Annotated in this window: 19 protein-coding genes; 15 read left to right on the forward strand and 4 right to left on the reverse strand. The window is 69.9% G+C overall.

The window, feature by feature from the left end:
- Positions 1 to 5 precede the first annotated feature (5 nt).
- The 3 genes from ACWDZ4_RS15525 to ACWDZ4_RS15535 all read right to left on the reverse strand — a co-directional run bounded on the left by ACWDZ4_RS15525 (position 6) and on the right by ACWDZ4_RS15535 (position 3,208).
- Positions 6 to 1,958 carry a fumarate reductase/succinate dehydrogenase flavoprotein subunit gene (locus tag ACWDZ4_RS15525; protein WP_451508911.1) on the reverse strand — a complete coding sequence of 651 codons (1,953 nt, stop codon included), beginning with the start codon at positions 1,956 to 1,958 and terminating at the stop codon, positions 6 to 8.
- A gap of 43 nt (positions 1,959 to 2,001) precedes the next feature.
- Positions 2,002 to 2,838 (reverse strand): hypothetical protein, encoded by an 837-nt coding sequence (locus ACWDZ4_RS15530; RefSeq protein WP_451508912.1) that lies wholly within the window; start codon positions 2,836 to 2,838, stop codon positions 2,002 to 2,004.
- A gap of 76 nt (positions 2,839 to 2,914) precedes the next feature.
- Positions 2,915 to 3,208, reverse strand: coding sequence for a hypothetical protein (locus tag ACWDZ4_RS15535; RefSeq protein WP_451508913.1), 294 nt, complete (start codon positions 3,206 to 3,208; stop codon positions 2,915 to 2,917).
- 303 nt (positions 3,209 to 3,511) lie between these two features.
- Here ACWDZ4_RS15535 and ACWDZ4_RS15540 point away from each other — a divergent pair, with 303 nt between their 5' ends.
- The 12 genes from ACWDZ4_RS15540 (at position 3,512) to ACWDZ4_RS15595 (ending at position 20,266) form a co-directional block, all read left to right on the forward strand.
- Entirely contained in the window at positions 3,512 to 5,884 is a 2,373-nt protein-coding gene (locus ACWDZ4_RS15540; protein WP_451508914.1) for an ABC transporter family substrate-binding protein, read from the forward strand.
- 354 nt (positions 5,885 to 6,238) lie between these two features.
- Positions 6,239 to 8,110, forward strand: a complete 1,872-nt coding sequence (gene typA, locus ACWDZ4_RS15545) for a translational GTPase TypA (RefSeq protein WP_451508915.1) — start codon at positions 6,239 to 6,241, stop codon at positions 8,108 to 8,110.
- Positions 8,111 to 8,601: 491 nt separating this feature from the next.
- Entirely contained in the window at positions 8,602 to 10,221 is a 1,620-nt protein-coding gene (locus ACWDZ4_RS15550; RefSeq protein ID WP_451508916.1) for a peptide ABC transporter substrate-binding protein, read from the forward strand.
- A gap of 120 nt (positions 10,222 to 10,341) precedes the next feature.
- Positions 10,342 to 11,271: an ABC transporter permease gene (locus tag ACWDZ4_RS15555; protein ID WP_451508917.1), complete on the forward strand. Its 930-nt coding sequence runs from the start codon at positions 10,342 to 10,344 to the stop codon at positions 11,269 to 11,271.
- Positions 11,264 to 12,217 (forward strand): ABC transporter permease, encoded by a 954-nt coding sequence (locus tag ACWDZ4_RS15560; protein ID WP_451508918.1) that lies wholly within the window; start codon positions 11,264 to 11,266, stop codon positions 12,215 to 12,217. The genes ACWDZ4_RS15555 and ACWDZ4_RS15560 overlap by 8 nt, the downstream gene beginning before the upstream one ends.
- Positions 12,218 to 12,232: 15 nt before the next feature.
- Positions 12,233 to 13,291, forward strand: a complete 1,059-nt coding sequence (locus ACWDZ4_RS15565; protein ID WP_451508919.1) for an ABC transporter ATP-binding protein — start codon at positions 12,233 to 12,235, stop codon at positions 13,289 to 13,291.
- Entirely contained in the window at positions 13,284 to 14,435 is a 1,152-nt protein-coding gene (locus tag ACWDZ4_RS15570) for an ABC transporter ATP-binding protein (protein ID WP_451508920.1), read from the forward strand. Before ACWDZ4_RS15565 ends, ACWDZ4_RS15570 begins: the two co-directional genes overlap by 8 nt.
- A gap of 196 nt (positions 14,436 to 14,631) precedes the next feature.
- On the forward strand, positions 14,632 to 16,254 hold the full coding sequence (locus ACWDZ4_RS15575) for a peptide ABC transporter substrate-binding protein (protein WP_451508921.1): 1,623 nt from the start codon (positions 14,632 to 14,634) through the stop codon (positions 16,252 to 16,254).
- A gap of 42 nt (positions 16,255 to 16,296) precedes the next feature.
- The gene (locus ACWDZ4_RS15580; protein WP_451508922.1) at positions 16,297 to 17,220 is read left to right on the forward strand and encodes an ABC transporter permease; all 924 of its coding nucleotides are present in this window, start codon (positions 16,297 to 16,299) and stop codon (positions 17,218 to 17,220) included.
- A complete protein-coding gene (locus ACWDZ4_RS15585; protein WP_451508923.1) occupies positions 17,213 to 18,196 on the forward strand; it encodes an ABC transporter permease in 984 nt (327 codons plus the stop codon). Before ACWDZ4_RS15580 ends, ACWDZ4_RS15585 begins: the two co-directional genes overlap by 8 nt.
- A gap of 11 nt (positions 18,197 to 18,207) precedes the next feature.
- Positions 18,208 to 19,191 (forward strand): ABC transporter ATP-binding protein, encoded by a 984-nt coding sequence (locus ACWDZ4_RS15590; RefSeq protein WP_451508924.1) that lies wholly within the window; start codon positions 18,208 to 18,210, stop codon positions 19,189 to 19,191.
- Positions 19,184 to 20,266: an ABC transporter ATP-binding protein gene (locus ACWDZ4_RS15595; protein ID WP_451508925.1), complete on the forward strand. Its 1,083-nt coding sequence runs from the start codon at positions 19,184 to 19,186 to the stop codon at positions 20,264 to 20,266. The genes ACWDZ4_RS15590 and ACWDZ4_RS15595 overlap by 8 nt, the downstream gene beginning before the upstream one ends.
- 144 nt (positions 20,267 to 20,410) lie before the next feature.
- On the opposite strand, the gene ACWDZ4_RS15600 is transcribed toward ACWDZ4_RS15595, so the two are convergent.
- Positions 20,411 to 22,537: a prolyl oligopeptidase family serine peptidase gene (locus ACWDZ4_RS15600; protein ID WP_451508926.1), complete on the reverse strand. Its 2,127-nt coding sequence runs from the start codon at positions 22,535 to 22,537 to the stop codon at positions 20,411 to 20,413.
- Positions 22,538 to 22,705: 168 nt separating this feature from the next.
- On the opposite strand from ACWDZ4_RS15600, the gene ACWDZ4_RS15605 reads away from it, so the two are divergent.
- From ACWDZ4_RS15605 to ACWDZ4_RS15615, 3 genes are read left to right on the forward strand one after another with little or no spacing between them, the layout of a single operon-like run.
- Entirely contained in the window at positions 22,706 to 22,900 is a 195-nt protein-coding gene (locus ACWDZ4_RS15605) for a hypothetical protein (protein ID WP_138896464.1), read from the forward strand.
- 23 nt (positions 22,901 to 22,923) lie between these two features.
- Positions 22,924 to 23,811 (forward strand): N-acetyl-1-D-myo-inositol-2-amino-2-deoxy-alpha-D-glucopyranoside deacetylase, encoded by an 888-nt coding sequence (gene mshB / locus ACWDZ4_RS15610; protein WP_451508927.1) that lies wholly within the window; start codon positions 22,924 to 22,926, stop codon positions 23,809 to 23,811.
- Positions 23,808 to 24,182 carry a DUF6113 family protein gene (locus ACWDZ4_RS15615; RefSeq protein ID WP_451508928.1) on the forward strand — a complete coding sequence of 125 codons (375 nt, stop codon included), beginning with the start codon at positions 23,808 to 23,810 and terminating at the stop codon, positions 24,180 to 24,182. The genes mshB and ACWDZ4_RS15615 overlap by 4 nt, the downstream gene beginning before the upstream one ends.
- Positions 24,183 to 24,312 lie beyond the last annotated feature (130 nt).

Here is a 24,312-nt window from a genome sequence, read left to right on the forward strand (position 1 = left end):
TCCGCTCATGACAGGAGCTCCTCTTCGGTGAGGTACTTGATCAGCTCTTCCTTCTCGAAGAGGCCGAGCAGATCGGGACGGATGGGTTCGGTGGTCTCCCGTACGAGCGAGATCTGTCCCTCCACCGGATCGGCCGGCGCCGCACCGCCGGCCGCGTCCGTCAGCCGGCAGAGCAGGTTGACCCGGCGCCACTCCCGCTCCATGGCCGGGCAGTCCTCGCGGGTGTGACCGCCGCGGCTCTCGGTGCGCTCCAGCGCCGCCCGCGCGACGCACTCGCTGACCAGCAGCATGTTCCGCAGGTCCAGGGCCAGGTGCCAGCCCGGGTTGAACTGGCGGTGCCCCTCGACCACGGCCCGGCGCGCCCGTACCCGCAGCTCGGACAGTTTCTCCAGGGCCCGCTCCATCTCCGGCGCCCGTCTGATGATGCCGACCAGGTCGTTCATCGTCTGCTGGAGCTCCTGGTGGAGGGCGTACGGGTTCTCCGGCGGACGCGTGCCGGTCGCGCCCGGCTCCGGCCCCTGCGCGCCGAACGGGCGCAGCGCCTCGGCCGCCGCCGCGTCCACCTGGGCGGTGTCCGGCCGCGGCCGTGCGGCCTCGGCCTCGAACCCGATCGCGTACCGCGCGGCGTGCAGACCGGCCCTGCGGCCGAAGACCAGCAGGTCCGAGAGCGAGTTGCCGCCGAGCCGGTTGGAGCCGTGCATGCCGCCCGCCACCTCGCCCGCGGCGTACAGCCCCGGGACGGTACGGGTGGCGGCGGTGTCGGAATCGACGGCGACGCCGCCCATCACGTAGTGGCAGGTCGGCCCGACCTCCATCGCCTCGGCGGTGATGTCGACGTCCGCCAGCTCCTTGAACTGGTGGTACATCGACGGCAGCCGGCGCCGGATCGTATCGGCCGGCATGCGCGTCGACACGTCGAGGAAGACACCGCCGTGCGGGGAGCCGCGGCCCGCCTTCACCTCGGAGTTGATGGCGCGCGCGACCTCGTCGCGGGGGAGCAGCTCGGGGGGACGCCGGTTGCTGTCCGGGTCCTCGTACCAGCGGTCGCCCTCCTCCTCGGACTGCGCGTACTTCTCCTTGAAGACGTCGGGGACGTAGTCGAACATGAACCGCCTGCCCTGGGAGTTGCGCAGGACGCCGCCGTCGCCGCGCACCGACTCGGTGACGAGGATGCCCTTCACCGAGGGCGGCCAGACCATCCCCGTCGGGTGGAACTGCACGAACTCCATGTTGAGCAGCGGGGCGCCCGCGAGCAGCGCCAGCGCGTGGCCGTCGCCCGTGTACTCCCACGAGTTCGACGTCACCTTGAAGGACTTGCCGATGCCGCCGGTGGCCAGCACCACGGCCGGCGCCTCCAGCACGAAGAAGCGGCCGGACTCGCGCTCGTAGCAGAAGGTCCCCGCGACGCGGTCGTCCGCGTCCTTCAGCACGCGGGTGACCGTGCACTCCTGGAAGATCTTCAACCGCGCCTCGTAGTCGCCGGATTCGCGGAAGTCCTCCTGCTGGAGCGCGACGATCTTCTGCTGGAGGGTGCGGATCAGCTCCAGACCGGTCCGGTCGCCGACGTGCGCGAGGCGCGGGTACTCGTGCCCGCCGAAGTTGCGCTGCGAGATCCTCCCGTCCGGCGTACGGTCGAACAGCGCGCCCCAGGTCTCCAGCTCCCACACCCGGTCGGGCGCCTCGCGCGCGTGCAGCTCCGCCATCCGCCACTGGTTGAGGAACTTCCCGCCGCGCAGGGTGTCGCGGAAGTGGACCTGCCAGTTGTCGCCGGAGTTCACATTGCCCATGGACGCGGCGATGCCGCCCTCGGCCATCACCGTGTGCGCCTTGCCGAAGAGCGACTTGCAGATGACCGCGGTACGGGCCCCCCGCTCCCGCGCCTCGATGGCGGCGCGCAGTCCGGCGCCGCCCGCGCCGACCACGACGACGTCCCACTGCTGCCGTTCGAGCTGCGTCATCGGGCACCTTTCATCCGGTCGTCCAGTTGTCCTGTCCGGTCGTCTAGAACAGCCGCGGGTCCTCGAAGGCGCCGGACGCCAGCAGGTACACGTAGAAGTCGGCGAGCGCGACGCTGATCAGCGAGGCCCAGGCGAGTGCCATGTGATGGGCGTTGAGCCTGCTGACCCAGCCCCACAGCCGGTAGCGCACCGGGTGCTTGGAGAAGTGCTTGAGCCTGCCGCCGACGATGTGCCGGCAGGAGTGGCAGGAGAAGGTGTACGCCCAGATCAGCGCGGTGTTGACCAGGAAGACGAGGGTGCCCAGGCCCAGGTGGCCCCAGGCGTACGTCTCGTCGCGGAAGGTCAGCACGGTGTCGTAGGTCAGGATCCCGGCGACCGGGACGGCGGCGTAGAAGAAGTACCGGTGGATGTTCTGGAGGACCAGCGGGAAGCGGGTCTCGCCGGTGTACTTCCTGTGCGGCTCGGCGACGGCGCAGGCCGGGGGCGAGGCCCAGAAGCCCCGGTAGTAGGCCTTGCGGTAGTAGTAGCAGGTCAGCCGGAAGCCGAGCGGGAAGACCAGGATCAGCAGGGCGGGGGACAGGCCCCACCAGGTGCCGAGGATCTCCCAGTTGGGGCCGTCCTTCATCGGTACGCAGTTCTCCGCCAGGCAGGGCGAGTAGAACGGCGAGACGTAGGGCGCCGCGTAGTAGTCGGCGTTCGCGAAGGCCCGCCAGGTCGAGTACACGACGAAGGCGAGCAGCCCGGCGGCGGTCGCGGCGGGCGCCAGCCACCAGCGGTCCGTACGCAGATGGCGGGCGGTGATCGTGGCGCGCGAGGCGTCGTGGACGCCATGGGCGCCGGGGACGTCCGTGCGGGGCTGGGGTTCCGTACCAGTGGCCAACGAGGACTCCGTAGGGAGCGGGCAGTCGGGACAGGGCGGGGACGGCGACGGACGGCGGGCCGCTGCGGCCGTCCCGCTACGGCGCGCGCCGGTCGCGGGCGCCGAGACCCTCGTCGTCCGAGTCCGTCCACAGCGCGCTGTTGTACGGGTCGTCCGAGATGGCCACCAGGTCGGGGCGCGACGGGGGGCGGTGCAAGGTGGGGGCGGCCTCGGCCAGCAGGACGAGGCTCTCGCGGAGGTGGCTCGCGTCGGTGCGTACACGCCTGATCTCCAGGCTGCCGCCGCCGACCTGCTTCTCCAGCCGTTCGACCGACTGGACCAGAGTGTCGAGGCAGCGCTGAACCGCTGCCAGGTCGTCCTGCAGGGACATGGGATGCCCTCATTTCCACGGTGGCGCGTGGTCACGCTCATGCGCCTGCGAGTGTCGCGCGTCACATCCCTCCTTGTGAAGGGATGTGCAGCGATTCTCGGCGCGCGCTGGTCCGTGCGCCCCCTCTGTTGGGCCGCACGGGTGGGGTTCTCGGGGTGTGCCGCCGTGTCGCCGACGGCTCACGCGCGGGGTCCTTTTCAGTTGATGGGCAGGAGATGTGATCACCATCATATGCCGCCATATGTGAAAAACCGGACCCATTCCGACCGGGTGTGGGCCGGGCCGGCCCTGGAGGTACCAGCCATGTCCCACGTCGGCGTCCCCCGCGGGAAGGTCCCCCCCGGGGAGGCACCCCGCAGGAAGGCACCCCTCCGCACGCCCCGGTGGGCCCGGGCCGTCCCCTGCCTCGCGCTCGTCACCGCCGGTGTGCTCACGCTGCCCGCACTGGCAGGCTGCTCCTCGGGCGACGACACGGCGCGGGCGGCGGCGGCCCCCCAGGACACCGCCCCGGCCGGACGCGACCAGCTGGCCGACGGCGGCACGGTGCGCTGGGCCCTCGACACGAAACCGGCCACCCTCAACGCCTTCCAGGCCGACGCGGACGCCTCCACCACACGCATCACCGGCGCCGTACTCCCCGCGCTCTTCACCCTCGACGAGCGCGGCCGCCCGCAGCGCAACGCCGACTACCTGGAGTCCGCCGAGGTCGTCGAGCGCGAGCCCAAGCAGGTCGTGCTCTACAAGCTCAACCAGCGGGCGGTGTGGAGCGACGGCCGGGAGATCGGGGCGCCGGACTTCGTGGCCCAGTGGCGTGCGCTCAACGGCAGGGACACCGCGTACTGGACCGCCCGCAACGCCGGCTACGAGCGCATCGAGAAGATCGAGCGCGGCGCCGACGACCTGGAGGTCCGGGTCACCTTCGGCAAGCCCTACGCGGACTGGCGCTCGCTCTTCACACCGCTCTACCCGAAGAGCGTGACGGGCAGCCCCGACTCCTTCAACGACGGCGCCCGCGCCAAGCTCACGTCGACGGCCGGCCCCTTCGTGTTCAAGAGCCAGGACCGCGCGGCCGGCAAGGTGACGCTCGTCCGCAATCCCCGCTGGTGGGGGCGGATCGCCAAGCTCGACACGCTCGTCTTCCGTGCGGTGGCGCGCGACAAGCGCACCGCCGCGCTCGCCGCCGGTGAGCTCGACATCGCCGACATCGGCCGCACCACCGCGGACCGGATGGCCCTGGCCGCCCGGCAGGCGGGCGCCGGCGCCAAGGGGCAGCGGCCGGACCACGGTCCCGGAGCCGCCGTCACCCCCGCCTCCGCGCTCAGGTCCTGGGCGGTCGCCCACGGCTCCGCCGAGGAGGAGGCCGAGGCCGAACAGAGGGCCCGCGAGAAGTCCCGCGAGGCGATCAGGAAGTACGCCGACGAGCAGGCCGAGCTGCGCGGCTTCTCCGTCCGCAAGTCCCTCGAACCCGCCTACACGCAGCTGGCGCTGAACGGCACGTCGGGCCCGCTCACCGACGACCGGGTACGCCGCGCCGTGGCCCGCGCGCTCGACCGCCGCGCGCTCGCCGAAGTCGTACTGAAGCCGCTCGGCCTGCCCGCCCACCCGCTCGGCAGCCACCTCGCGCTGGCCGGCCAGGAGGGGTACACCGACAGCAGCGGCGCACTCGGCGACCAGGACACCCAGGCCGCGCAGGCGCTGCTCGCCGACGCGGGCTGGGCACCCGGCGGCGCGGCGCGGCAGAAGCCGGACGGGGCGAAGGCCGGCAGCGAGGCGGAGAAGAAGGAGAAGAAGGAGAAGAAGGAGAAGAACAAGGAAAGCGAAGCCGACGAGGGCATGTACATCGTCGGAGACGACGAGAGTGACGAGAAGAACGCGGACGTGAGCGATTCCAAGCCGGGCGGCAGGGCCTACGGCCCGGAATCCGGTACGTACGTCCTGGCCCCGGCGCCGGACGCGGTCCTCCAGAGCCGGGCGCTGCGCGTGCAGGCGCGCTTCGTGGACCGGCCGCGGAGCGACGCGGGCACCAAGGACAGCGCCGAGGGCCGGCGGAAGGGCGGCGTCGCCGGCGCCTACGCCCCGCTCGGCACCGCGGCCCCCGCCGGCGCCGCCCCGGGCCCGCTCGCCAAGGACGGCAAGACACTGACCCTGCGTTTCGTCCTCCCGGCGGGCCCCGGCTCGGAGACGCTGCGCGCCGTCGGCGACAAGATCTCGCAGATGCTGGAGCGCATCGGCGTACGCACGGAGATCAGCAAGGTCTCCGACGCGAGCTACTTCAAGGACCACATCGCCTCGGGCGACTACGACCTCGCCCTCTACTCCTGGCCCGCCACCCCCTACCCGGCCACCGACGCCCGCCCGATCTTCGCCAAGCCGGAGCCGGCCGCCGACGGGTCGCTGCTGGTCGAGCAGAACTACACACGCGTCGGTACGGACCACATCGACCAGCTCTTCGACCAGGCCATGGCGGAGCTGGACGAGGAAGCCGCCCGTGACCTGCTGAAGCGGACCGACGCCCGGATCTGGGCCGCCGCCGGGTCCATCCCGCTCTTCCAGCGTCCCGAGGTCGTCGCCGTCAGGTCCGGTCTCGCCAACGCGGGCGCCTTCGGTTTCGCCACCCCGCGCTACCAGGACATCGGCTTCCGGAAGGCCGAAACCGACAACCGGTCGAAGAAGTAGCGAAGAAGGAGCGAAGAAAGCCGGAGGAAGAGGAGAACTCGCAGGTCAGGACCCTCAGGATTGGCTCAAGTCACTTGCCCGCCGGCCGTGCCGGCGGGCAGAGTGGCGGGTGCCCCTTGACCCGGGACAGCCCCGCACCCCACCTCTCCGCAAGGGCCCGGACACCTTCCCCGGCACGGCTTCGCCGGACCGATCCGGGCCCCGCACGGGGCCGGTACCGATCGCCCCGGAAGCCCGCGCGGCTCACTCCCCGTACCATGGGGGGTAGCCGTGGCGCGACCGCCCGGCGGGCGTATGAGGAAACGAACCGAATACGACGCCCGATCCCACGATCGAGAGAAGCGCAACTCACCCATGCCCACGCGCCACGACATCCGTAACGTAGCCATCGTCGCCCACGTCGACCACGGCAAGACCACCCTGGTCGACGCCATGCTCAAGCAGGCCGGCGCCTTCGCCGCGCACGCCGCCGAGCACCTCGACGACCGCATGATGGACTCGAACGACCTGGAGCGTGAGAAGGGCATCACGATCCTGGCCAAGAACACGGCCGTCAAGTACCACCCCAAGGATGGCGGCGACGTCATCACGATCAACATCATCGACACCCCCGGCCACGCCGACTTCGGTGGTGAGGTCGAGCGCGGCCTGTCGATGGTCGACGCGGTCGTGCTGCTGGTCGACGCCTCCGAGGGCCCGCTGCCGCAGACCCGCTTCGTGCTCCGCAAGGCGCTCGCCGCGAAGATGCCGGTCATCCTCTGCATCAACAAGACCGACCGCCCGGACTCCCGGATCGCCGAGGTCGTCGACGAGACGTACGACCTGTTCCTGGACCTGGACGCGGACGAGGACCAGATCGAGTTCCCGATCGTCTACGCCTGCGCGCGTGACGGCGTCGCCTCGCTGACCAAGCCGGAGGACGGCACCGTCCCGGCCGACAGCGAGAACCTGGAGCCGTTCTTCACCACGATCCTCCAGCACGTCCCGGCCCCCGAGTACGACGAGTCCGCCCCCCTCCAGGCGCACGTCACCAACCTCGACGCCGACAACTTCCTCGGCCGCATCGCGCTGTGCCGCGTGGAGCAGGGCGAGCTGCGCAAGGGCCAGACCGTCGCCTGGATCAAGCGTGACGGCACGATGTCCAACGTCCGCATCACCGAGCTGATGATGACCGAGGCCCTCACCCGCAAGCCCGCCGAGAAGGCGGGCCCGGGCGACATCTGCGCCATCGCCGGTATCCCGGACATCATGATCGGCGAGACCCTGGCCGACCCCGAGAACCCGATCGCGCTGCCGCTGATCACGGTCGACGAGCCGGCCATCTCGATGACCATCGGCGCCAACACCTCGCCGCTGGTCGGCAAGGGCGGCAAGGGCCACAAGGTCACGGCGCGTCAGATCAAGGACCGCCTCGACCGCGAACTGGTCGGCAACGTCTCGCTGCGCGTCCTGGACACCGAGCGCCCCGACGCCTGGGAGGTGCAGGGCCGTGGTGAGCTGGCGCTGGCCATCCTGGTCGAGCAGATGCGCCGCGAGGGCTTCGAGCTGACCGTCGGCAAGCCCGAGGTGGTCACCAAGGAGATCGACGGCAAGAAGCACGAGCCGATCGAGCGCATGACGATCGACTCGCCGGAGGAGCACCTCGGCGCGATCACGCAGCTCATGGCGACCCGCAAGGGCCGCATGGAGACGATGACGAACCACGGTTCGGGCTGGGTCCGCATGGAGTGGATCGTCCCGTCCCGCGGCCTCATCGGCTTCCGTACGGAGTTCCTGACGCAGACCCGCGGCACCGGCATCGCGCACTCCATCTTCGAGGGCCACGAGCCGTGGTTCGGCGAGCTGCGCACCCGTCACAACGGCTCGCTGGTCGCCGACCGCGCGGGCACGGTGACGCCGTTCGCGATGGTCAACCTCCAGGAGCGCGGTGTCATCTTCACCGAGGCCGGCACCGAGGTCTACGAGGGCATGATCATCGGTGAGAACTCGCGCGCCGACGACATGGACGTGAACATCACCAAGGAGAAGAAGCTCACCAACATGCGTGCGGCTTCCGCGGACACCACCGAGAACGTGGTCCCGGCCCGCAAGCTCTCCCTGGAGCAGTCCCTGGAGTTCTGCCGCGAGGACGAGTGCATCGAGGTGACCCCGGAGACCGTGCGGATCCGCAAGGTCGTCCTGGACCAGAAGGAGCGCGGCCGTACGGCTTCGCGCGCCAAGCGCTGACACCCGGGTGCGCCTGACGCGCCGACGTCCTGCGTACTGACGTTCTGACACGCCGAAGGCCGGTTGCCGTCGCTCCCCGCGGGGAATGACGGAAACCGGCCTTCGGCGTGTCAGGAACCCGGAACCGGCACGCACTTATGATCTTTGTCGTCAAACGTATTTAGGGGCGGGTGCGTCCGGTTATCGGTCATTGCTCTCCGGAAGTTGCGTTAACAGTCCGTTTCGGGGGTGTCTGTGTGTGATCGCTTTGTCCGGATTTCGGGCAGGTGGGCCCGGTCGATGTTGTCAAAACGAGACCCTTTAGGTGTGGTTTACGGGTCGGTGTTACTTAATAGTTGGCTCCATTGAGCTCGGGTCAATGGGTCACGCACTGTGGGGAGTGCCGACTCACGAGCACACTCGGGGTACATGCGACTCATCGCCGTCAGGGGTGTCGGCGACCGTCTGCTTACCCCTCTTGTAGTGATCAGTGGACTCATGAGGAGGAACCCATGCGCGGTGCCAAGAGCGCCAAGTGGGTCGCAGGTGCGATAGTCGTGGCTCTGTCGGCAACGGCGTGCGGTGGCTCGGACAGCGGCGACACGGATGCCAAGGAGAAGGGCAAGCCCGCCGGTTACGTCTCCATCGACGTCGGCGAGCCGCAGAAGCCGCTGATCCCGGCCGACACGAACGAGACGCTCGGCAGCTACGTCATCCAGTCGCTGTTCACCCAGCTCCTGGACTTCGACGCCAAGGGCCAGATCGTCTACACGAACGCCGAGTCGATCGAGACCAAGGACTCGAAGACGTGGACGGTCAAGCTCAAGAAGGGCTGGAAGTTCCACAACGGCGAGGCTGTCACTTCCGAGTCCTACATCAACGCCTGGAACTGGTACGCCAACGTCAAGAACAAGCAGCAGAACGCCTTCTGGTTCGAGGACATCAAGGGCTACGAGGACGTCCACCCGGCCAAGGGTGACCCGAAGGCCGACAAGATGTCCGGCCTCAAGGCCGTGGACGACACCACGTTCACCATCGAGCTGTCGAAGCCGGTTCCGTACTTCGAGTACAAGCTCGGCTACACGACCTGGGCCCCGCTGCCCAAGACGTTCTACGACGACCCGAAGGCGTTCGGCCTGAAGCCCGTCGGCAACGGTCCCTACATCTTCGAGAAGTGGGACCGCAAGAAGCTCATCCAGGTCAAGGCCAACCCTGACTACCAGGGTCCGAACAAGGCCCAGAACAAGGGTGTCCTCTTCAAGAACTACGCGACCGTCGAGGCCGCGTACCAGGACCTGCTCTCCGGCAACCTGGACATGATCCGCCAGATCGGCCCGAAGGACCTGCCGAAGTACAAGCAGGACCTGGGCGACCGCGCGATCGACCAGGAGTACGCGGCGATCCAGTCGCTCGTCCCGACCTTCTACAGCAAGACCTTCAAGGACATCGACCCGAAGGTCCTGCAGGGTCTGTCGATGGGCATCGACCGCCAGACGATCACCAAGACGGTGCTCAACGGCACGCGCACGCCCGCCACGAGCTTCACGCCCGTCGGTGTCCAGGGCAACCAGAAGCTCGACACGGACGTCTTCACGTTCGACGCGGCCAAGGCGAAGAAGCTCGTCACCGAGGGCGGCGGCGTTCCGGGCAACAAGATCTGGATCCAGTACAACGCCGACGGTGGCCACAAGGAGTGGGTGACCGCGGTCTGCGAGTCCATCCGCAACTCCACCGGGGTCGAGTGCCTCCCGGACGCGAAGCCGGACTTCCAGACCGACCTGGAGGCCCGTGACAACAAGCAGGTGAAGTCCTTCTACCGCGGTGGCTGGGTCGCCGACTACCCGGTGAACGCCAACTTCATGCGCGAGCTGTACGGCACCACCGCCGAGGCGAACAACGGCAAGTTCTCCGACAAGGAGGTCGACGCCGCGTTCAGGAAGGGCGACAACGCCAAGTCCCTGGAGGAGTCGGTCAAGCTCTACCAGGACGCCGAGAAGCTCCTGCTGGAGAAGATGCCGGCCATCCCGCTGTGGCAGTACCGCATCAACGGCGGACACTCCGAGGCCGTCGACAACGTCGAGGTCGACTTCCACGGCGACCTCGAAGTCACCGGCGTCACCGTCAAGAAGTAGTCCGCCCGCTGACCACCCCTCATCCGGTCAGTACCCGCCACCGCACCGGCGGTAGGCCCGGGGGCCGCTTCCTCGATCAGGAAGCGGCCCCCGGCCACAGTTATCCACACGGAGGCAAACATGGGGCGTTATGTCGCGCGGCGACTGCTCCAGATGATCCCGGTCTTCATCGGGTCAACCTTGCTGGTCTTTTTGATGATGTACGCCCTGCCCGGTGACCCCGTGCGCGCGCTCGCCGGCGAGCAGGCCGTGGACCCGGCACAGATCGCCCAGATGAAGAAGGACCTCGGGCTCGATCTGCCGATCTGGCAGCAGTACTGGAACTATCTGACCGGCCTGTTCCAGGGCGACTTCGGTACCCAGATCGCCACCCAGCGCCCCGTCGCCGAGGTGATCGGGGACGCGTTCCCGATCACGGTCCGGCTGGCCCTGTTCGCCTTCGCCTTCACGGCGATCGTCGGCATCGCCATGGGTGTCCTGGCCGGCCTGAAGGCCGACACCTTCCGGGACCGGGGACTGCTGGTGGTGACGCTCCTGCTGATCTCCGTTCCGTCCTTCGTACTCGGCTTCCTCGCCCAGTACTTCTTCGCCCACCAGCTGGGCTGGGTCGAACCGAATGTGAGCGCGCTGGCGGAATCGCACGAGCTGATCCTGCCCGCCGTGGTCCTGGGTTCGCTCTCCCTCGCGTACGTCGCCCGGCTCACCCGTACCTCGGTCGCGGAGAACCTGCGCTCCGACTACATGCGCACCGCCGTGGCGAAGGGCCTGCCCCGCCGGCGCATCGTGGGCGTCCACCTGATGCGCAACTCCATGATCCCCGTGGTCACCTTCCTCGGCACCGACATCGGCACCCTGATGGGCGGCGCGGTCGTCACCGAGGGCATCTTCAACGTCCAGGGCGTCGGTTACGCCGTCTTCGGTGCGCTGAAGTCGCGCGAGGGCTCCACCGTGGTGGGCATCGTCACCCTCATCGTGGTCGTGTATCTCGTCGCCAGCCTGCTCGTCGACCTGCTCTACGCGGTCCTGGACCCGAGGATCCGTTATGCCTGAGGCGCTCGAAGCCATCGTCAAGGACGGGACGCCGGTCGCACCCGACGCCCAGGTCAAGGCCGCCGACGCGGCCAAGTCCGAGAAGCCGCGCAGTCTGTGGTCCGACGCCTGGCACGACCTGCGGCGCAACCCGCTGTTCGTGATCTCGGCGGTCCTGATCGTGTTCCTGCTGACCATGTCCGCCTTCCCGGGCCTGTTCACCAGCGCCGACCCCCGGCACGCGGACCTCGCCAAGCACTACCTCCAGAAGCCGAACTGGGGGAACCTCTTCGCCGAGGACTGGTTCGGTTACGACGTCCAGGGCCGCTCCATCTACGCCCGCGTCATCTACGGCGCCCGGGCGTCGATCGCCGTCGGTGTCCTCGTCACCCTCCTGGTCACCGTCGTCGGCACGGTGACGGGCATGCTCGCCGGTTACTTCGGCGGCTGGATCGACACGCTGCTGTCCCGCGTCACGGACATCTTCTTCGGCATCCCCTTCATCCTCGGCGCGATGGTGGTGCTGACCTCCTTCGAGCAGCGGCACGTCTGGGTCGTGATCCTGGCGCTCGCGTTCCTGGGCTGGACCCAGATCGCCCGTGTCGCCCGGGGCTCGGTCATCACCATCAAGCAGGCCGACTACGTGATGGCGGCGAAGGCGCTCGGCGCCTCCACCTCCCGCATCCTGCTCCGGCACATCCTGCCCAACGCGATCGCCCCGGTGATCGTGGTCGCCACCATCGCGCTCGGCGGCTACATCTCGGCCGAGGCCACGCTGTCCTTCCTGGGCATCGGTCTCGCGGAGCCGACCGTCTCGTGGGGCGTCGACATCTCGTCGGGCCAGGAGCAGCTGCGCAACGCGGCCTACGTCCTGATCATCCCGTCGATCATGGTGTCGATCACCGTCCTGGCCTTCATCATGCTCGGCGATGCGGTACGCAACGCCCTCGACCCCAAGCTGCGCTGAGGGAGGCGTACGTACATGACCATCATCGACAAGACGGCGGATGTTCCCGCGCCCCGAGGTTCGACGGACAGCGGCGGACCGCTGCTCGACGTCCGTGACCTGCACGTGGAGTTCAAGACCCGCGACGGCGTCGTCAAGGCCGTCAACGGTGTCAACTACAGCGTCTCCGCCGGCGAGACCCTCGCCGTGCTCGGCGAGTCCGGTTCCGGCAAGTCCGTGACGGCGCAGGCCATCATGGGCATCCTCGACATGCCGCCCGGCCGCATCCCGCAGGGAGAGATCCTCTTCCGCGGCCAGGACATGCTGACCATGGGCTACGAGGAGCGGCGCAAGATCCGCGGCCAGAAGATCGCGATGATCTTCCAGGACGCGCTGTCCTCCCTCAACCCGGTGCTGACCGTCGGCTACCAGCTCGGCGAGATGTTCCGTGTCCACCAGGGCCTGTCCAGGAAGGACGCCAGGGCCAAGGCCGTCGAGCTGATGGACCGGGTGCGCATCCCGGCGGCGAAGGAGCGGGTGGGCGACTACCCGCACCAGTTCTCCGGCGGCATGCGCCAGCGCATCATGATCGCGATGGCGCTCGCCCTGGAGCCCGACCTGATCATCGCCGACGAGCCCACCACGGCGCTCGACGTGACCGTCCAGGCGCAGGTCATGGACCTGCTCGCGGAGCTTCAGCGCGAGTACAACATGGGCCTGATCCTGATCACCCACGACCTCGGCGTCGTCGCGGACGTCGCGGACAAGATCGCGGTCATGTACGCGGGCCGGATCGTCGAGACCGCCCCGGTCCACGAGCTGTACAAGCGCCCCGCGCACCCGTACACCCGCGGCCTGCTGGACTCGATCCCGCGCCTGGACCAGAAGGGCCAGGAGCTCTACGCGATCAAGGGCCTGCCGCCCAACCTGCTGAAGATCCCGTCCGGCTGCGCCTTCAACCCGCGCTGCCCGAAGGCGCAGGACATCTGCCGTACGGACGTCCCGGCCCTGCTGTCCGTCACCGAGCGGGACGGCGCCGAGCTGCCCGGCCGCCGCAGCGCGTGCCACTTCTGGAAGGAACAGATCCATGGCTGAGCCGAAGAGGAACGACGAGGCCGCCGTGGACACGACCCCCAACGTCACCGAGGTCGAGACCGTCGACGCCGCCACCACCGAGGAGGCGGTGGCGGCGATCGAGGCCCCGGTCGAGCGCGGGGAGCCGATCCTCCAGGTCCGCAACCTGGTCAAGCACTTCCCGCTGACGCAGGGCATCCTGTTCAAGAAGCAGGTCGGTGCGGTCAAGGCGGTCGACGGGATCTCCTTCGACCTCTACCAGGGCGAGACGCTCGGCATCGTGGGGGAGTCCGGCTGCGGCAAGTCCACCGTCGCGAAGCTCCTCATGACGCTGGAGACGGCCACCGCCGGCGAGGTCTTCTACAAGGGCCAGGACATCACCAGGCTGTCCGGGCGCGCGCTGAAGGCGGTGCGCCGCAACATCCAGATGGTGTTCCAGGACCCGTACACCTCGCTCAACCCCCGTATGACGGTGGGCGACATCATCGGCGAGCCGTACGAGATCCACCCGGAGGTCGCGCCCAAGGGCGACCGGCGCCGCAAGGTCCAGGAACTCCTGGACGTCGTGGGCCTCAACCCGGAGTACATCAACCGCTACCCGCACCAGTTCTCCGGCGGCCAGCGCCAGCGCATCGGCATCGCCCGCGGCCTCGCGCTCCAGCCCGAGATCATCATCTGCGACGAGCCGGTGTCGGCGCTGGACGTGTCCGTCCAGGCGCAGGTGATCAACCTGATGGAGAAGCTCCAGGACGAGTTCAACCTGTCCTACCTCTTCATCGCGCACGACCTGTCGATCGTCCGGCACATCTCGGACCGGGTCGGCGTCATGTACCTCGGCAAGATGGCCGAGATCGGTACGGACACGCAGATCTACGACCACCCGACGCACCCCTACACCCAGGCGCTGCTGTCGGCGGTCCCGGTCCCCGACCCGGAGGCCCGCGAGGGCCGCGAGCGGATCATCCTCACCGGCGACGTCCCGTCGCCGGCGAACCCGCCGTCCGGCTGCCGGTTCCGCACGCGCTGCTGGAAGGCGCAGGACAAGTGCGCCGAGGAGGTGCCGCTGCTGGCGGTGCCCGAGCGCTTCAAGTCCTCGGACTCCCCGGCCGCGCACGACTCGGCGTGCCACTTCGCGGAGGAGAAGGACGTCGTGCACGCGGCGTGACCCTGCCCGTCCGTACGCACACCGGGGGCGCCCCGGGCCATCGCGGCCCGGGGCGCCCCCGGCTGTCCGGCGCGCCTTCGCCGGTCCGGTGCGCGTCCGCGTCCGCCGCGCGAACGGGCGCGGTTGAAGTGCGGTACGTACGACTCTGGGGTGGTATGGGTGCTACGTGAGACCCAAGGACCCCAGGAGGGACTCCATGCGCGGAGCCACGCACGCCAAGTGGGCGGCATGTGCCATGGCCGTCGCCCTCGCGGCGACAGCCTGCGGCGGCGGTGGCGACGGCGGCGGTGGGTCAGGGGTCATCAGCTCGTCCTGGGGTGACCCGCAGAACCCGCTGGAGCCCGCGAACACCAACGAGGTACAGGGCGGCAAGGTCCTCGACATGCTCTTCCGCGGCCTCAAGCGGTACGACCCGAAGACCGGCGAGGCCGAGGACTGGCTGGCCGAGAGGATCGACACCACCGACTCGCAGAACTTCACCGTCACCGTCAAGGACGGCTGGACGTTCAGCAACGGCGAGAAGGTCACCGCCCGGTCCTTCGTCGACGCCTGGAACTACGGCGCGCACCTCAAGAACAACCAGCGCAACGCCTACTTCTTCAACTACATCGAGGGCTACGACGAGGTGCACCCCGAGAAGGGCAAGGCCACCGCCGACACCCTCTCCGGCCTGAAGGTGAAGGACGACAGGACCTTCACCGTCAAGCTCACCCAGAAGTTCTCCACCTGGCCCGAGACCCTCGGCTACAGCGCCTTCGCACCGCTGCCCAGGGCGTTCTTCGACGACCACGACGCCTGGCTGTCCAAGCCCGTCGGCAACGGCCCGTACACCGTCGAGTCGTACACCAAGGGCTCGATGATGAGCCTGCGCACGTGGGACCAGTACCCCGGCGAGGACAAGGCGCGCAACGACGGCGTGGACCTCAAGGTCTACACCGACAACACCATCGCGTACACCGACCTCACCGCCGGCAACCTCGACCTCCTCGACGACGTACCGGCCTCCCAGCTCAGGAACGTCCGGGCCGACCTCGGCGACCGCTACATCAACACCCCGGCCGGCATCATCCAGACCCTCGCCTTCCCCTACTACGACAAGCGGTGGAACGCCGACGGCATGGAGAAGGTCCGCAAGGGCCTGTCCATGGCGATCAACCGGCAGCAGATCACCGACACGATCTTCCAGAAGACCCGCACCCCCGCCAAGGACTGGACCTCCCCGGTCCTCAAGGAGGAGGGCGGCTTCGACGACGGGCTGTGCGGCGAGGCGTGCGAGTTCGACGCGGCCGAGGCGAAGAAGCTGGTCGAGGAGGGCGGCGGCATCCCCGGCGGCACGCTGCGGATCACGTTCAACGCGGACACCGGCTCCCACCGGGAGTGGGTCGACGCCGTCTGCAACAGCATCAACAACGCGCTGGGCAACGACCGGGCGTGCACGGGCAACCCCGTCGGCACCTTCGCCGACTTCCGCAACGAGATCACCGACCGCAAGATGACGGGCCCCTTCCGGGCCGGCTGGCAGATGGACTACCCGCTGATCCAGAACTTCCTCCAGCCGCTCTACTACACGAACGCCTCCTCCAACGACGGCAAGTGGTCCGACGAGGAGTTCGACCGGCTCGTCGACGAGGCCAACGCCGAGACCGACCCGGCGCGGGCGGCCGAGAAGTTCAAGGACGCCGAGGAGGTCGTACGCGACGAGATGGCCGCCATCCCGCTCTGGTACCAGAACGGCAGCGCCGGCTACTCCGACCGGATCTCGAACGTGGCCCTCAACCCCTTCAGCGTCCCCGTCTACCACGAGATCACGGTCGGCTGACACCGGGCCAAGACGTAGGCGCCCCCTTCCGAGGAGCCCACCATGGGACGTTATGTGATCCGGCGTCTGCTCCAGATGATCCCGGTCTTCTTCGGCACCACACTGCTGATCTTCCTGATGGTGAACGTCATGGGCGACCCCGTCGCGGGGCTCTGCGGCGACCGGCAGTGCGACCCCGCGACCGCCGCCCGGCTCCGCGCCGAGTTCGGCCTCGACAAGCCCGTGTGGCAGCAGTACGCGACGTACATGGGCAACGTCTTCACCGGCGACTTCGGCACCGCCTTCAACGGCCAGAAGGTCACCGAGCTGATGGGGACCGCCTTCCCCGTGACCGTCCGGCTGACCGTCGTCGCCGTCGTGTTCGAGATCGTGATCGGCATCAGTCTCGGCGTCCTCACCGGCCTGCGCCGCGGGCGCCCCGCCGACACCGGCGTCCTGCTCGTGACGCTCGTGGTCATCTCGGTCCCGACGTTCGTCACCGGCCTGCTGCTCCAGCTGCTGCTCGGCGTGAAGTGGGGAATCATCAGACCGGCCGTCTCGTCCGCGGCCACGGTCGACGAACTGCTGGTCCCCGGCCTGGTCCTGGCCTCCGTCTCCCTGGCGTACGTCACCCGCCTCACCAGGACCTCCGTCGCCGAGAACGCCCGCGCCGACTACGTCCGCACGGCCGTCGCCAAGGGCCTGCCCAGGCGCCGCGTGGTCTCGCGCCACCTCCTGCGCAACTCGCTGATCCCCGTCGTCACCTTCATCGGTACGGACGTGGGCGCCCTCATGGGCGGCGCCATCGTCACCGAGCGGATCTTCAACATCCACGGCGTCGGCTTCCAGCTCTACCAGGGCATCGTCCGGCAGAGCTCCCAGACCGTCGTCGGTTTCGTGACCGTCCTGGTGCTGGTCTTCCTGCTGGCGAACCTGATCGTCGACCTCCTGTACGCCGTACTCGACCCGAGGATCCGCTATGCCTGAGCCCCACCACGATCCCGACGCGGCGATCTCGGCGGCCGGAGCCGGCGGCGCGACGGACCTCGCCATGGACGAGGGCGAGACGCTGGAGAAGGGACCCGGCGGCGGCCCGCCGGGCCCGGACCCCGCCGGCAGGCCGCGGAGCCTGTGGTCCGACGCCTGGCGGGACCTGCGCCGCAATCCGGTCTTCGTCGTCTCCGGGCTCGTCATCGTCTTCCTCGTCGTCATCTCGCTCTGGCCGTCCCTGATCGCGAGCGGCAACCCGCTCCACTGCGACCTCGGCAGGGCCCAGGAGGGCTCCCGGCCCGGCCACCCCTTCGGCTTCGACGGCCAGGGCTGCGACGTCTACACCCGGACCGTCTACGGCGCCAGGACGTCGGTGACGGTCGGCGTCTGCTCCACCCTCGGGGTGGCCCTCCTCGGCAGCGTCCTGGGCGGGCTCGCCGGCTTCTTCGGCGGCAGCTGGGACGCGCTGCTGTCCCGCATCACCGACGTCTTCTTCGGCATCCCCGTCGTCCTCGGCGGCCTCGTCTTCCTCTCCGTCATCACCAGCACCACCGTCTGGCCGGTGATCGGCTTCATCGTGCTGCTCGGCTGGCCGCAGATCGCCCGTATCGCCCGCGGTTCGGTCATCACCGCCAAACAGAACGACTACGTGCAGGCGGCGCGGGCGCTCGGCGCGAGCAACGCGCGGATGCTGCTGCGGCACGTCGCGCCCAACGCCGTCGCGCCGGTCATCGTCGTGGCGACCATCGCCCTCGGTACGTACATCTCCCTGGAGGCGACCCTCTCCTTCCTCGGCGTCGGCCTGCGCCCGCCCGCCGTGTCCTGGGGCATCGACATCTCCGCCGCCTCCAGTTACGTCCGCAACGCCCCGCACATGCTGCTCTGGCCGGCGGGCGCGCTCGCGGTCACGGTGCTCGCGTTCATCATGCTCGGTGACGCGGTGCGCGACGCCCTCGACCCCAAGCTGCGCTGAGGAGCCCCGACATGCCCGGCACGCTGCTCGAAGTACGTGACCTGCACGTGGAATTCCGTATGCGCGACGGGGTCGCCAAGGCCGTCAACGGCGTCGACTACGCGGTGGCGGAGGGCGAGACGCTCGCCGTGCTCGGCGAGTCCGGCTCCGGGAAGTCCGTCACCGCGCAGGCGGTCATGGGCATCCTCGACATGCCGCCGGGGAGGATCACGGGCGGCGAGATCCTCTTCCGGGGCCGCGACCTGCTGAAGCTCAAGGAGGACGAACGGCGCGGGGTCAGGGGCCGGGAGATGGCCATGATCTTCCAGGACGCGCTGTCCTCCCTCAACCCGGTGCTGACCGTCGGCTACCAGCTCGGCGAGATGTTCCGTGTCCACCAGGGCCTGTCCAGGAAGGACGCCAGGGCCAGGGCCGTCGAGCTGATGGACCGGGTGCGCATCCCGGCGGCGAAGGAGCGGGTGGGCGACTACCCGCACCAGTTCTCCGGCGGCATGCGTCAGCGCATCATGATCGCGATGGCGCTCGCCCTGGAGCCCGGCCTGATCATCGCCGACGAGCCGACGACCGCGCTGGACGTGACCGTCCAGGCGCAGGTCATGGACCTGCTCGCGGAGTTGCAGCGCGAGCTCGGCATGGGGCTCGTGCTCATCACGCACGACCTCGGCGTCGTCGCGGACGTCGCCGACCGGATCGCGGTCATGTACGCGGGCCGGATCGTCGAGACCGCCCCGGTCCACGACATCTACAAGGCGCCGGCCCACCCGTACACCAAGGGCCTGCTCGAATCGATCCCGCGCCTGGACCGGAAAGGCCGGGAGCTGTACGCGATCAAGGGCCTGCCGCCGAACCTCACGCACATCCCGTCCGGCTGCCCCTTCCACCCCCGCTGCCCGCTGGTCCGCGACGTGTGCCGCACCGATGTGCCGCCGCTGTACGAGGTGGAGGACGGCCGGGGGAGCGCGTGCCACTTCTGGCAGGAGACCCTCCATGGCTGAGCCGGCCGAGCGGGCCACCGAGCCGATCCTGGAGGTACGGGACCTGCACAAGCACTACCCGCTCACACGGGGCGTCCTCTTCAAGAAGCAGGTCGGCTCGGTCAGGGCGGTCGACGGCGTCGACCTCGGCCTGGCGGCGGGCGAGACGCTCGGCATCGTGGGGGAGTCGGGCTGCGGCAAGTCCACGCTGGCCAGGCTGCTGGTCCATCTGGAGCGGCCCACGTCCGGGGCGATCCGCTACAAGGGCGAGGACATCACCAGGCTGTCCGGGCGCGCGCTGAAGGCGGTGCGCCGCAACATCCAGATGGTGTTCCAGGACCCGTACACCTCGCTCAACCCCCGTATGACAGTGGGCGACATCATCGGCGAGCCGTACGAGATCCACCCGGAGGTCGCGCCCAAGGGCAGCCGGCGGCAGAAGGTCCAGGACCTGCTGGACGTCGTGGGGCTGAATCCGGAGTACATCAACCGCTACCCGCACCAGTTCAGCGGCGGGCAGCGCCAGCGCATCGGCATTGCGCGGGGGCTCGCGCTCCAGCCGGAGATCATCGTGGCCGACGAGCCGGTGTCGGCCCTCGACGTCTCGGTCCAGGCGCAGGTCGTCAACCTGCTGGACCGGCTCCAGGGAGAGTTCGGCCTCAGCTACGTCTTCATCGCCCACGACCTGTCGATCGTGCGGCACATCTCCGACCGGGTCGGCGTCATGTACCTCGGGCGGATCGTCGAGACCGGCCGGGACGCCGAGATCTACGACCACCCGACCCACCCCTACACCCAGGCGCTGCTGTCCGCCGTGCCCGTGCCCGACCCCAGGGCCCGCGACCACCGCGAGCGGATCCTCCTGACCGGTGACGTGCCGTCGCCGGCGAACATCCCGTCGGGCTGCCGGTTCCGCACGCGCTGCTGGAAGGCGCGGGACCGGTGCGCGCTGGAGGTGCCGCTGCTGGCGGTGCCGGCGGTCTTCCGGGACGAGGACTCCCCGGCGGCGCACGACTCGGCGTGCCACTTCGCGGAGGAGAAGCACGTCGTCCCGGCGGAGGGCGGACCGGGCGCGTCCGGCGGTCGGCCGGGTTAACGGCCGCGCAACTCGGCCGACCCCGCACCGATATGTGAACGGGCGACACTGAACACCGTGCGGCCGTGCGGGTGCCGTTGCCCGGCCGGGGGCGTCGCCATGTCGCCCCCGGCCGGGTACCCGCGCACCGGGGCCCCGCAGGGATCACCTCGCCCCCAGCGACCGCCGCAGGAAGTCCACCTGGAGCAGGAGCAGGTTCTCCGCGACCTGCTCCTGCGGCGTCATGTGCGTCACCCCCGACAGCGGCAGCACCTCGTGCGGCCGCCCCGCGGCGAGCAGCGCCGACGACAGCCGCAGCGTGTGCGCCGCCACCACGTTGTCGTCCGCCAGGCCGTGGATGATCATCAGGGGCCGGTGTTCGCCGGCCGGCCGGGACAGCCCGTCGTCGGTGACGAGCGAGTTGGCGGCGTACACCTCCGGCCGCGCCCCCGGGTCCCCGAGGTAGCGCTCCGTGTAGTGCGTGTCGTACAGCCGCCAGTCGGTCACGGGCGCGCCCGCGATCCCCGCGTGGAAGACGTCGGGCTTGCGCAGCACCGCGAGGGCCGCCAGATAGCCGCCGTACGACCAGCCGCGGATCGCGACCCGTCCGAGGTCCAGCGGAAAGTCCGCGGCCAGCCCGTGCAGCGCCTCGATCTGGTCGTCGAGCGTGAGCGTGAAGTCGTCCCTGACGGCCTTCTCCCAGCCGGGGGAGCGGCCGGGCGTCCCCCGCCCGTCCGCCACGACCACCGCGAAGCCCTGGTCGGCGAACCACTGCGAGGTGAGGTGGGCGTTGTGGACGGCGACGGCGCGCCGGGCGTGCGGTCCCCCGTACGGGTCCATCAGCACCGGAAGCGGGCCGTCCCCCTCCGTGTAGCCCGTCGGGAGCAGAACGGCGCACGGAATCCGCCGCGCGCCCCCCTCGACGAGCCGCACGCGGGCGCGCAGCACGGGCTCCTCGGCGTACGACGCGACCACGGCCTCCTGCTTCCCGTCGCGCACCACCCGCACCACCGTGCCGCTGCTCTCCAGGCACGCCGAAGCCAGCACCGTCACCCCGCCCGAGCGCACCGCGGAGTGCACGCCCGGCCCCTCCGAGAGGCGCTCCACGCCCAGCTCGTCGACCCGGTAGACGTGCTCCTCGCCGATCTCCGCGGCAGCGGCCTCCGGGCCCGCCGAGGCCGACACGAGCACATCGCCGTCCGACACGTCCAGCACCGCCCGCACCTGCAACTGCGGCCCGGTCAGCGCCCGGTCGCCGACGGTCAGCACCCGCGCCCCGCCCTCGTCCGCGATCCGTACGAGCCGCCCGTCCGGGGCCCGGACCGGCACCCCGTCGAAAAGATCCAGCCACACCGGGTCCTCGTCCACGTGCACGGTCCGCGTCGTCCCGGTCCCGGTGTCCACCTCCAGATACGCCTGGCGGCGCTGGTCCCGCGCCTGCACCAGCAGCAGCGGCGCGCCCGCGTCCGACCAGTGGACCCGGGCCAGGTACGGATACCCGGCCCGGTCCCACACCACCTCCGTGCGCTCCCCGCCGTCCACCCCGTACAGGAAGAGCCGCACCTCGGCGTTGGGCGTCCCCGCCGCCGGATAGGCGACCCGCGCGGGCTCGCGCTCCGGGTACGCCGGATCCGCGATCCACCAGCGCGCCACGGCCGCGTCGTCGGCGCGGGCGACCAGCAGCCGGTCCGACTCCGGCGACCACCAGAAACCGCGCGAGCGGCCCATCTCCTCGGCCGCGACGAACTCCGCGAGACCGTACGCCGTGTTCTCGTCCTCCGGCTCCGCGAGCGCCCGGTCGCCGTCGCCCTCCGCGCCGATCACCCGCAGGGCGCCCCGGGCGACGTACGCGACGCGCAGCCCGTCCGGCGACGGCCGGGGGTCGAGAACCGGCCCCGCGGCAGGCAGCTCGCGGGCGGTGCCGGCCCGCAGCTCGGCCGTGAAGAGCCGCCCCGACAGCGCGAACGCCGCCAGCTCGACCGCCGCGTCCACGGCGTACGACACGATGCCCGCGGACCCCTCCCGGCTGCGCTCGCGGCGCGCCCGCTCCTGCGCCGACAGCTGCTCGGCGGCGCCGCCGAGCAACTGTCCGGGATCGGCGGCGACGCGCTCCTGCGCGCCCCCCTCCAGGTCGAGCACCCGGAGCCGGTTGGCGCGGTCGGTGCCGGACGAGGAGCGGAGGAACACCACACGGGCCCCGTCGGGCGACACGGTGAACGCGCGTGGTGCCCCGAGGGAGAAGCGCTGGGTCCTGGCGTGCTGCCGGGGGAAAGAGAGCTGATGCGGTGTCATATGCCCGAAGTTACCGCTCGCGCCGCCCCTTCATGCGCCCCTCGTGCTGCCGTGCACCGATCAATGCGTACACACGGATAGTTATGATCCGTAGCGCCTGGTGGGTATGAACTTGCCGGGAGCTGTCCGCATGCCCGTTCCGGCCTGAGTAAGTGGAGGTGAACCGCCGTGGCACTCTCGATTTCGGCGGTAGTGCTGTTGGCGATCATCGTCATCCTGATGGTCCGGAAATCGGGCCTGAAAGCCGGACATGCAGTGGTTTGCGTGCTGCTCGGCTTCTATCTCGCCAGTTCCTCCATCGCTCCCACCATCAACGAACTGACCACGAACGTGGCCGGGATGATCGGGGGCATCAAGTTCTGAGCGGAGCCTCGTAGGGTGGTCCCATGACGGACCAGGACCACCCAGCCCGTCGTCTGCTTCTCGTGCACGCGCACCCGGACGACGAGTCGATCAACAACGGCGCCACCATGGCCAAGTACGCCGCCGAGGGCGCCCGGGTCACCCTGGTGACCTGCACCCTCGGCGAGGAGGGCGAGATCATCCCGCCCGCCCTCGCGCACCTGGCCGCCGGCCGCGACGACACCCTCGGCGCCCACCGCATCGCCGAACTGGCCGCCGCGATGAAGGAACTGGGGGTCACCGACCACCGCTTCCTCGGCGGCCCCGGCCGCTTCCGCGACTCCGGGATGATGGGCACCCCGCAGAACCACCGCGAAGGCGCCTTCTGGGCCGCGCCGGTGGACGAGGCGGCGGCGTACCTCGTCGAGGTGGTCCGTTCCGTACGCCCGCAGGTCCTCGTCACCTACGACCCGGACGGCGGCTACGGACACCCGGACCACATCCAGGCCCACCGCGTCGCGATGCGCGCGGCCGACCTCGCGGCCGACCCGGACTTCCGTCCGGACCTCGGAGCACCGCACACCATCGCCAAGGTCTACTGGAACCGCGTGCCGCGCACCTACGCGGAGGACGGCTTCGCCCGCCTGCGCGCGGCGGCGGTGAGCTTCCCCGCCAGCGCCGCCGTGGACGACGTCCCCGGAGTCGTCGACGACGCGCGCATCACCACGGAGATCGACGGCGCGCCGTACGCCGGGGCCAAGACCGCCGCGATGCGCGCGCACGCCACCCAGATCGCGGTGGAGGACGGTTTCTTCGCCCTCTCCAACCACCTGGGCCAGCCCGTCCTCGTCACGGAGTTCTACGAACTGGTACGGGGCGAACGCGCCGCCGGCGGACGCGAGACGGACCTCTTCGCGGGGGTGGCCCCGTGACCGTGGCCCGCATCGCCGTCCACCTCCTCCTCGTCGTCCTGGGCGCGCTCACGGGCGCGGCGGGCGTACTCGTCCACGCGGCCTGGTTCCCCGGCGGCCTGCTGCTGGCGCTGCTCGCGGCGGCGGGCGTCTTCTACGGCTCCCTGTACGCCACGGGCGCGAAGGCCGGTGTCGGCGCGTCCGCCGCCGGATGGCTCGTGGCCGTCGTCCTGCTGGCCGTCAGCCGTCCCGAGGGCGACCTGCTCGTCGGCGGCTCCGCGGTCTCGTACGCCTACCTGGGCGGGGTGGCCGTCGCTGTGATCTGCGCCACGATGGTGGAGTTGCCGCGACCGGATGCGACCCGCGCCCGACTTGGCCGACTTGGCGCATGACGTACTACTTGAGTCCGTGAACCGACCGCGCCCGCGCGGCCGTCGGGCCCTTCGCCGCCATGGGCGCGGGGCGTCTGTCGGCGGCGGCCAGTATGGTGGTGCGCGCCGCCGGGCCTCCCGCAGTGCAGTA

It is taken from the genome of Streptomyces sp. NPDC003016 (assembly GCF_053591455.1).